The 8,619-nt window shown below is 65.5% G+C and carries 10 protein-coding genes; 4 read left to right on the top strand and 6 right to left on the bottom strand.

Annotated features, from left to right (window positions below):
* Positions 1-253: 253 nt before the first annotated feature.
* Positions 254-478, bottom strand: coding sequence for a DUF397 domain-containing protein (locus CHF16_RS38675; protein ID WP_089331169.1), 225 nt, complete (start codon positions 476-478; stop codon positions 254-256).
* Positions 471-1,319 (bottom strand): helix-turn-helix domain-containing protein, encoded by an 849-nt coding sequence (locus CHF16_RS38670; protein ID WP_089331168.1) that lies wholly within the window; start codon positions 1,317-1,319, stop codon positions 471-473. Before CHF16_RS38670 ends, CHF16_RS38675 begins: the two co-directional genes overlap by 8 nt.
* Before the next feature lie 432 nt (positions 1,320-1,751).
* On the opposite strand from CHF16_RS38670, the gene CHF16_RS38665 reads away from it, so the two are divergent.
* A complete protein-coding gene (locus CHF16_RS38665) occupies positions 1,752-2,168 on the top strand; it encodes an ATP-binding protein (RefSeq protein ID WP_179271927.1) in 417 nt (138 codons plus the stop codon).
* Between the two features lie 705 nt (positions 2,169-2,873).
* Here CHF16_RS38665 and CHF16_RS39955 read toward each other — a convergent pair.
* Positions 2,874-4,046, bottom strand: coding sequence for an HNH endonuclease signature motif containing protein (locus tag CHF16_RS39955; RefSeq protein ID WP_143228340.1), 1,173 nt, complete (start codon positions 4,044-4,046; stop codon positions 2,874-2,876).
* Positions 4,047-4,349: 303 nt separating this feature from the next.
* On the opposite strand from CHF16_RS39955, the gene CHF16_RS38655 reads away from it, so the two are divergent.
* The gene (locus CHF16_RS38655; RefSeq protein WP_218827041.1) at positions 4,350-5,042 is read left to right on the top strand and encodes a hypothetical protein; all 693 of its coding nucleotides are present in this window, start codon (positions 4,350-4,352) and stop codon (positions 5,040-5,042) included.
* Between the two features lie 6 nt (positions 5,043-5,048).
* Here the strand turns inward: CHF16_RS38655 and CHF16_RS38650 are convergent, their stop codons facing one another.
* A complete protein-coding gene (locus tag CHF16_RS38650; protein ID WP_218827040.1) occupies positions 5,049-5,519 on the bottom strand; it encodes a hypothetical protein in 471 nt (156 codons plus the stop codon).
* Positions 5,520-6,205: 686 nt separating this feature from the next.
* On the opposite strand from CHF16_RS38650, the gene CHF16_RS38640 reads away from it, so the two are divergent.
* Both CHF16_RS38640 and CHF16_RS40750 read left to right on the top strand, forming a co-directional pair.
* A complete protein-coding gene (locus CHF16_RS38640; RefSeq protein WP_089331163.1) occupies positions 6,206-7,381 on the top strand; it encodes a hypothetical protein in 1,176 nt (391 codons plus the stop codon).
* A gap of 40 nt (positions 7,382-7,421) precedes the next feature.
* Positions 7,422-7,517 (top strand): NUDIX domain-containing protein, encoded by a 96-nt coding sequence (locus tag CHF16_RS40750; RefSeq protein WP_179271926.1) that lies wholly within the window; start codon positions 7,422-7,424, stop codon positions 7,515-7,517.
* Positions 7,518-7,664: 147 nt separating this feature from the next.
* Here CHF16_RS40750 and CHF16_RS38635 read toward each other — a convergent pair whose 3' ends face one another.
* On the bottom strand, positions 7,665-7,949 hold the full coding sequence (locus CHF16_RS38635; RefSeq protein WP_179271925.1) for a ScoMcrA-related endonuclease: 285 nt from the start codon (positions 7,947-7,949) through the stop codon (positions 7,665-7,667).
* Positions 7,950-8,183: 234 nt separating this feature from the next.
* Positions 8,184-8,378, bottom strand: a complete 195-nt coding sequence (locus CHF16_RS38630) for a DUF397 domain-containing protein (RefSeq protein WP_089331162.1) — start codon at positions 8,376-8,378, stop codon at positions 8,184-8,186.
* Positions 8,379-8,619 lie beyond the last annotated feature (241 nt).

Here is an 8,619-nt window from a genome sequence, read left to right as displayed (position 1 = left end):
CCCGCAACTGGCCCTGGGCCGACGCCTGGCGGCAGTTGTTCACCACCCTCCACGCCCCACCCGACAGCCGCTGACCTGCCGTTATCCACCGCCCGAGCGGGCCCGACCGGAACCGAACACGTGGAAAAGCTGGGCAGACCAGCCGATCACCCCTGCCCGCGGGCGGCCGACAACTCAACCGTCCTCCCGAAAAGACCGAGAGATCGACCTCGATACACCATCGGTGGATCGAGGCTAAGCCCCCGGCCGGCGCTCACCTGCGGTCAAAAGCTCCGGCTTTGATCTGATGCCTGAGCTCCCGCCAGGCGCGACCTTCCAAGACAAGCATGGGACCGTCCGGATTCTTAGAGTCCCGCACGGCCGCGTAGCAGCGGCCATGGAGAGCGACCTCCGGCGCCACGTAGGTGACTTCTACGCAGTTCTCGCCGCTGGTGCTGTAGGAGGAGCGACGCCACTCAAGACGGGGGGCTTCAGCCATCCTTGATCTCCTTTGCGGCACGCTCGATACGTACCTTCGACTCGTCTGGAGACATGGCCATTTCGGATAGTTGGTCGAAGACCACCCTACGACGGGCAACGTCGGCTTCGGACTCCAGGTAGATGTCGCCGCCCGGCGTTTCAAGGTAGGCGATGTCGGGGTCGATGCCGACCTCGAAGCTGAGGACGACGAAGCCACCGTTGAGGCCAGGATGCCGTCCCTGCTGGAACGGGAGAACCTGGAGTTCCACGTGAGGACGGCGGGAGTCGGCGAGTAGGGAGTCGAGCTGGGCTCGCATGATGTCGGCGCTGCCCATCCTGCGGTGCAGGATGGCCTCGTCGAGGACCACGTGAAGCCTTGGCGCGTTGGGGCGGCTCAGGATCGACCGCCTTGTCATGCGTGCGGCAACTCGGCGCTCGATGTCCCCATCATCAGAGGTGAACGCCGTCACGACTTCCCTCGCGTACTCGGGAGTCTGGAGCAGGCCAGGCACGACTTGCGGTTGCCATTCGCGGATCTGGGACGCCTCATCCTCTAGGGAGAGGTAAGTCCCAGCGAAGATGTCGCGGTAGGCCGTCCACCAGCCACGCTTCCACGCGTCCTTGGCGAGTCGCAGCAAGGCGTCGCGTTGAGGGCTGGTGACGCCGTAGAGATCCAGCACCGCGTTGAGGTCGTTGCTGCTGGCCTTGGTGAGGGCCCGTTCGATCCGCATGACCTTCTGGCGACTCCAGCCCAGCCGCTGGGCTGCCTCCTCTGGGCGTAGATCGGCATGCTCGCGCAGTTCGCGCAACTCTCTGGCGAGACGACGACCACGAACCGTTGGACTGTGTGGCTGGACCATGAGCGGAAGTCTGCCTTCCTCGCCGCGTCGGAGCAGCGCCTTGCGGCAACCTCTGCGCGATAACGGCAAAGTCATTGTGATCATGAACAGTACAGAGTCATGATGACCTGGCAACACACTGCAACCATCTCGTCACAGTGTGGATGCGGCGGTGGGGCGGCTCGTGCCAACAGCCGATGAGTTCGATGGAGCTCATCGGTAACGGGTAAGCGGCTGTCGCGCCGCTGGTCATAGCGCGGCCGGGCTCTGGATTGGAGACCTCGCCCGGCCGCGCGCCTCACCCTCGAAAGGGAGGTATGCATGAGGATAGCTTCGAGAGCGCTGCCGGCGCCCCGCCTCCAGAGCCCCGAAGGGCCGTCCGGGGAACCCGGGACGGCGTGTGGCGACACCCTGTCCGTCGTGCCGAGCCCGGCTGGCGCATCGGGTGGGCCGATGGCACTGACCTCGCGAAATGCCATCGAAGTCGACAGGCGCGATCGCCTGTGGCGCATTGACGTCCCCGGCGTCACCCCCGCGATCCCCTTCTTGCGTCGCTGGGTCGGCCTGGTCCTCGCCGACGCGTCGGTAGTGAGCGAGGCGTTCGAGCTGATCGTGACCGAGTACGGCACGAACGCGCTGTGGCATTCGGCCAGTGGGGCTCCCGGTGGCCGGATCAGGGCTGAACTCTCCGTCAGCAGCCGACGGACGTGCCTCACCGTGGTGGACGACGGTCCCGGTCCCGGCATCGACCAAGAAGCGGATCCGGCGGAACACGGCCGCGGACTGATTCTCGCGGAGGCCTACGCCGACGAGACCGGTCAATACGACGGCGTCGACGGCCACGCCGCCTGGGCGCTGATCAACCGCTGAGCCCAGAGTGCGCACCCGCACCCCAGGGGCGCGCACTCTTCACCGGCCGTTCCGGCCGGTGCGTCGTGCGGCCGGTGACTGTCCCCCCGGCTTCACCGGCCGCACGATGCCTCGTCGCACCGCCTTGGCCTTCCATCACCTGCCGAACGCCCTCACGGCGTTCGCTCTGGAGACGACACCGTGACCCCCTATGAGCAGGCCACCCGACCATTCACGACTTCTCGACATCTACCTGTCGGGTCGACATCCGCTCTGATGGAAGAGGTCGATCTCGATCGAGCAGTCAACGAGCCGGCGACGGTACCCCGGCCTAAGTTGCTGGTGGGGCGAATACACCGGCTCTCTCTGGGCGCTGCTACCCGATCAGCTGGTCGAGGCAAAGACCGCTTTTGACCTCGCGCAACGCATCGACGCCATCATCGAACGCTCTGTGTTCTCGGACGAGGACCGTCCCGCTCAACGCCAAGCGCCGACACCTCCATTTAGGACGCTGCATGGCACCTGGGACGTGCCAGGGAAGCAGGCGTCCTCTACACCGAGCTCAGTGCGCTCCACCAACCTGACGGAGAAGGTTCGTCAAGACGACCTCCTCTGCCGTCTTGCGGCAGGGTGCCGACGCGTCCTTCTAAGGGGTGCACGGGCGCTGGCCCACGCCCGGTGAAACGGCGTTGACGGCAGTGGACGCGTAGTAACCCGGATGCCGATTCAAGCTTGGCCTATCCAAGCACCGTGCCTCGCCTGAGCTTCCTTCAGGAGCAGTTTCCGCAGCTGCTCCCGAGATCGGCCCCTCGTCTTGACGGCGTGGCAGTTGGGGCAGAGGGCGATCATCTGAATCGGGTGATCACGGCCCCATTGTGCGCGGTCCTGGACGTGATCGACCTCGAGGATCGGGTCGCCGTCCCGGTTCACGTCGTTCGGTTCTCCGGTGCACAGCGGGTTCTCGCAGTGGCCGGCGCTTCGGATGAGCACGGCCTTGACGGCGGCCGCAGAGCGCACAGGCTGCTCGCGGGTGGTCGTCGAGGTGCGATCGTGGTCGCCGCGCGCTTCGGCGTCCTCGATCGTCCAGCAGAGACGCTGGTAGACCTCCAACGGACTCGAGTCGGCCGAGGCCGCAGTGGCAGGACGTCCCTCTCCATACAGGCCGACCTCCACCAGCAAGTCCTTCGGAACGGCACCTCCGAAGAATCGCGCGCCGAGAGCCGCAACGGCCTCACTTCGCGCGGGTTCGCTAGAAGCGACGAGTTCATACGCCCAAGCGGTAAGGCCACAGTGGGGTTCTTGCTCCTCAAGCCAGACGATCGTTTCTCCATGAGCCGCTGGGACGGCTCCAGAGTGCCCGGACAGCTCCCAAAGATCCGTACGTTCCAGTGCAACGATGGGGAACTCGGGAGTCGGTCTTGAACTGGGCTGCCCGTACTCGCGCATGAGGCCACGCAACTCCGCATGAGCTTCTCGCCACTGCATAAGCCGTGGACGGCGATGCGCTGCCCGCCCGAACGCCCAAAGCAGAGTGATCGGCTGATGTCGCGCGGGCCCATCAGGAGTGCTGGCGATGCGCAGCGTCTCAAGGACCGCGATCAAACGCCGCCGAGGCGAGGTTGACTCCTCGTTGACCACCTCGAACCCCAGGCTCTTGAGGAGCCGTCCGACGGTCTGACGGCCGCCGGAGAACTGACCTGCGGACAACGGCCGCCCGGCCACATAACGGTAAGCCACGCCCACGATGGCCTTGGAATCGTAGTAAGCGCCATCGTGATGAAGGAAGTACCGGCGGGCGGGCTCAAAACCATAGTGATCGAGGAAAGAGCGACGCCCCATCTCGTCGCACTCGGCGATCGCGCTGAGCACCGCCTCGCGGGTGATTACCGATAGATCCACGTGTGCATGCTATGCCCGGTTATAAGACGATTGCGAGTCTAAAAGGGCCTGCCTCTCACTCACGATGCATCAGATTTCGAGAAGAATCCCGACTCCCTGGGCAGACTTGTAGGTGTCTAGCTCAAACATGGTGCGTACGTGGACAGGTGCCGCGTGCACGCGACGTACTGTGCGGAGACGGGGGGACGGGGAGATGCTTGATCGGAGGTTCGGGTGATGGCTCGACGTTCACGGCTTTCTCCAAGCGCTGATGTGGCGCCGGCCGATTGGGTGGTCGCAGGTGTGGGCCCCTTCGGGTCCGGGGTGGGCGGTCTGGTGCCGCACGGCTTCGAGGCGTACGCGCGGATCCTGCATCCCGCCTACGCGGCCGACGGCAGCGCAGTGACCTGGGCACAGGTGGCTGCCTGGTCGGGTGGCGTGGTCCATCCGCGGGTGCAGTTCCAGGCATTGGCCGGACGGGTTCCACGGACGACCAGTGCACGTCCATGGGTGGAAGACCCCGACCCCGGATCGCTGACACCGGAGCTCCTGACGGCACTGTGCGACGTCCTCGCCAGACACACCAAAACACCTGGTCGCTGCTGGTTCTGCGTCTCGGACGGCTACTACGACCCGGCGCCCGCGGGGGCCACCGCCACGTTTACGCCAGACGCGGGCACGGCCCAGGAGTGGGAGCCCGACGTTCTCGCGCCTGCAATCCCGCCTGCGGTCGCCGAAGGCCCCCGAGTGGAGCTGCCAGAACGCGCATATCTCCTACTCGAGGGCCCTCTCGACGCCGCCGGCGAACTCGCGATGCCCCTCCGTCCGCAGTCACCCAACCTGTTCTGGCCGGACGACCGAGCATGGTGCGTGACGACGGAAACGGATCTGGACTCCACCTACCTCGGAGGCACCGCAGCACTCGTAGCCGAAATACTGGCCGATGAGCGCCTGGAAGCCGTCCCGGTCGAGGCGACCGATCCGGTGTGGGCGGACAGCGACGAGCTCAACCGGTGATCCGCGTCAGCAGTGGATCGAGACCGTCGGGGTCTTCTTCCCGACGGTGACGGTCCTGGGCGAGTATCCGGGAGGCGCGTAGAGGGTCGCGACCGCTTCGCCGTGGTACCTGCCGGTCCTGCAGACGAGCGCGGCGTTGCCCTTGGCCGTGCGAGCCCCGGTGCTGCCGAACGCCTTGATCTTGCTCCCGCGGTTGCTGAAGAGGCCGACCTTCCCGCGGATCATCCGGATCGGCTGAGAGCAGGTCACGCCGGTACGGACGTTGATCGTGCCGTGCACGTGACCGGACTTGTGCGGGATACCGCCGTGGGCACCGATGAAGCGGATCTCGCAGTGGATGACCCTCCTGCCGTAGGCCTTGGAATGGGTCGAGAAGTCGACCTTGGACTTCTTCGGTACCGGAGGACGGACGGGCGCCGCCGCCGCATCCGCGGTCGTCGCGAAGCCGGCGACCCCCATGACGGCCACGGCACCCACGGCGAGCAGCCTCCGCTTCAGACCCGCCGTAGACCCCCGATGTTGCTGTCCCATGTACTGCCTCCTGGCAATTGTCGAGCCAAGACCCCCGTCACGACCTGCAATGCTGGCAGCGCACGCGAATTACTGTCAATGAGTTTCGGCTCTCGCGGCCGTCCAAGATCTGCCGTTTTGGCTCATATGGCAGGAATGCACTTCGGGCGAGAACGAATATGTAACCCTAACGCCGCCGCAATGACAGCCCGCCTATCAGCTGCGTCCGTGCCTCGGCTGCCGCCAGGACAACGAGCAGCCGAGCCGCCTCTCAAGTGCGACTGCTTGCCGCCCGACTCGCAGGCGGTCTTCACGCGATCCAGATTTGCCTTCACGAAGAATGAGGCCGCGGCAGTGGTACCGGTCATGGGCATGGCCGTCGGTGTCGGGACAGCTGCCGTCGGATCGGGCGAAATCTCACATCCTCAGCTCGGCCTCACTACCCTGACCAGGGTGACCAGCCTGAGCGATGCCGAACTGGATGCCCTGGTCGAGCAGGCACTCGTCGACGCCTACGACGAGCTCGATCAGCACGCCGCGTTCATTGCCTGCTGGAAGAGCATGTGATCGTGCCGATGCCAACACCGCGCCCCAGGCGGGCGCCGAATGGATCGACGCCTACTGACACTTGGGCCCGCTGACGACGAACGAAGATGAGCGAATACCAGTACTACGAGTTCCTGGCCGTCGACCAGCCCCTGGACGAGCGGCAGCAGGCCGAAGTCCGTGCTCTGTCCACTCGGGCACGGATCACCGCCACCAGTTTCACGAACGAATACCACTGGGGTGATTTCCGGGGTAGTCCGCGGACGATGATGCGGCGCTACTACGACGCCCACCTGTACGTCGCCAACTGGGGCACCCACCAGGTGATGCTTCGCGTTCCCCGCACGCTGCTCCCCCTCAAGGTCGCCGAGCGGTACTGCATCGACCCCTACGTCACCGCAGAGGTTTCCGACGAGCATCTCATCCTCGACCTGACCAGCGAGGATGAGGGCGGCGACTGGATCGAGGGCGCCGAAGACTCCCTGTCGGCGATCGTCGGAGTCCGCACCGAACTCGCCGCCGGGGACCTGCGTCCGCTCTACCTCGCCTGGCTGGCCGCCTACGGAACCTGGGAACGCGATGAGGACGCCTTCGACCAGGACGAGGGCGACGAACTCGAGCCGCCGGTACCCGCGGGGTTGCGTTCCCTGACCGCTCCCCAGCGTGCCCTCGCCGACTTCCTCCGCCTCGACTCCGATCTCCTTCAGGTCGCCGCCCAGACGAGCCCGCCCCTGGCCGAGGCCAAGGACGACGCCGAACAACTTGCGAAATGGATCGAGGAGCTGCCGGTGAGGGAGGGGAAGGCCTTCCTCCTCCGAGTCGCGCAAGGTCAGGGGCCCCAGGTCCAGATGGAGCTACTCCGCCGCTTCCGCGGCGAACCCGACGCCGGAAGGGACGACCGTCCCCGGCGCACGGTGGCCGAGTTGCTGGACACCGCCGCCGAAGTCCGCCACGAGCGTGAACGCGAAGCCGAGGCGGCACGCGCGGAGCAGGAGGCCCGCCGCGAGCAACAGCGCGCGGCGGCCCGCGAAAAGAGACTCGAATCCATCGCCCGCGCCCCGGAAATCACCTGGGCACGCGTCGACGAACTGATCGACGCCCGCAAACCGGCCGACTACGACGCGGCCGTCGAACTCCTCAAAGACCTGCAGACCATCGCCGGCCGCGCCGGCCTCCACCAGGAGTTCAACACACGACTAATGCATTTGCGCCGAAAGCACCACCGGAAAACAAGCCTCATCGCCCGCTTCGATCGCGCCGCGCTGCTCGCGGCATCGTCATGACCAACACTCCGACCGGATCCAAGCAGCCGAGGACGCCTTCATGGCCGACATCGAGGAACTACCCTCTGGGGGCGTCGAGCCAGGTGAAAAACTTCTCACCGCGTTGGAACGCGTACTTGCCGAAGAGATCGGTTGAACCGGACCACTCACTCTCCTTCCGGGTTTTGTCACCCATTTCGGCTACATCTCCGGATCTGGCCGTAAAGCCCGCCAATACACCTTCGGCCTCGCCCACCACGGACGGCCCATGATCCTGAGCTCCGAACACGCCACCCATCGGCGGCTAACGCGGCCCATCCGTGACCACGTCGAAGCCCAAGCGCGTGAGGAGGCGTCCTACCGTCCGCCGCCCCCCGGAGAACTCGCCTGCGGTTAGCGGATGCCCTGTCACGTAGCGGTGGGCCACTCCGATGATGGCCTTGGAGTCGTAATGCACACCGTCATGACGGAGGACGTATCGACGGGCACGCTCGAAGCCGTATATCTCCAGGAACCGGTCCCGGCCGACGTGATCACACTCAGCCATCGCGGCCAGGACCGCCTCGCGCGTGATCAGCGACAGATTCATGTGGACATGGTACGTCTGAGCTGGCAATTCTTGCGCCTGGTCGGTCTATGGGCCTTCCCAAGCAGGAAGACCGCGCTTCCGCTCCTGTACACGGCGACGATCACCAGCCTGTGTGAAATCGCCCCGTGCCGGCCTTGCAAGCCACCACCTGTCCGCTGGCGTGTAGTGGCCGCTTGGGTGCAACAGCAGCGGCCGGACCCCGAACTCAACGCGGGTCCGGCCGTGGCTCGGTTGTCAGGAGTCTGGGGAGCGGAGGGCGTGCATGAGCGCGGCCCACTCGCGGGGGGTGAAGTCCAGGACGGGGCCAGTGCCGCCTTCCTTGGTATCGCGTACGCCGATGAGACCATGGGGGGAGCGGCCCACTTCCACGCAGTTCGAGTCCGGGACGCTGTGACTCGACTTGCGCCAGCCGCTGTACTGCTGCTTCACGTTACGGGCCTGCCTGTTCGTTCAGCCGGTCGGCCGTGTCCGTCAGAAGAGAGAGGCTCTCCAGGGCGGGCAGTGTCGCCTGCCGGAGACGGTCGTGTAGACGTTCATAGCCTGCCACCTCATCCGGAGTCGTGTGAACCAGGCAACAATGCCGTTAAATTAGCCTGACCGTCAGGGTGTTATCCACATATCCACAGGCGTCGCAGGTCCATGTGGAGTTCGTGAAAGCGATTGAAGCCTC

This window comes from Actinomadura meyerae (assembly GCF_900188445.1).
GTDB classification, from domain to species: Bacteria; Actinomycetota; Actinomycetes; order Streptosporangiales; family Streptosporangiaceae; genus Spirillospora; species Spirillospora meyerae.
This window is presented reverse-complemented; position numbering and strand designations above follow the sequence as displayed.

Coding starts and splice junctions, on each gene's coding strand:
- CHF16_RS38675 (WP_089331169.1), bottom strand. CDS start 478: ATGGCTGAAGCCCCCCGTCTTGAGTGGCGTCGCTCCTCCTACAGCACC.
- CHF16_RS38670 (WP_089331168.1), bottom strand. CDS start 1,319: ATGGTCCAGCCACACAGTCCAACGGTTCGTGGTCGTCGTCTCGCCAGA.
- CHF16_RS38665 (WP_179271927.1), top strand. CDS start 1,752: ATGGCACTGACCTCGCGAAATGCCATCGAAGTCGACAGGCGCGATCGC.
- CHF16_RS38640 (WP_089331163.1), top strand. CDS start 6,206: ATGAGCGAATACCAGTACTACGAGTTCCTGGCCGTCGACCAGCCCCTG.
- CHF16_RS40750 (WP_179271926.1), top strand. CDS start 7,422: ATGGCCGACATCGAGGAACTACCCTCTGGGGGCGTCGAGCCAGGTGAA.
- CHF16_RS38635 (WP_179271925.1), bottom strand. CDS start 7,949: ATGAATCTGTCGCTGATCACGCGCGAGGCGGTCCTGGCCGCGATGGCT.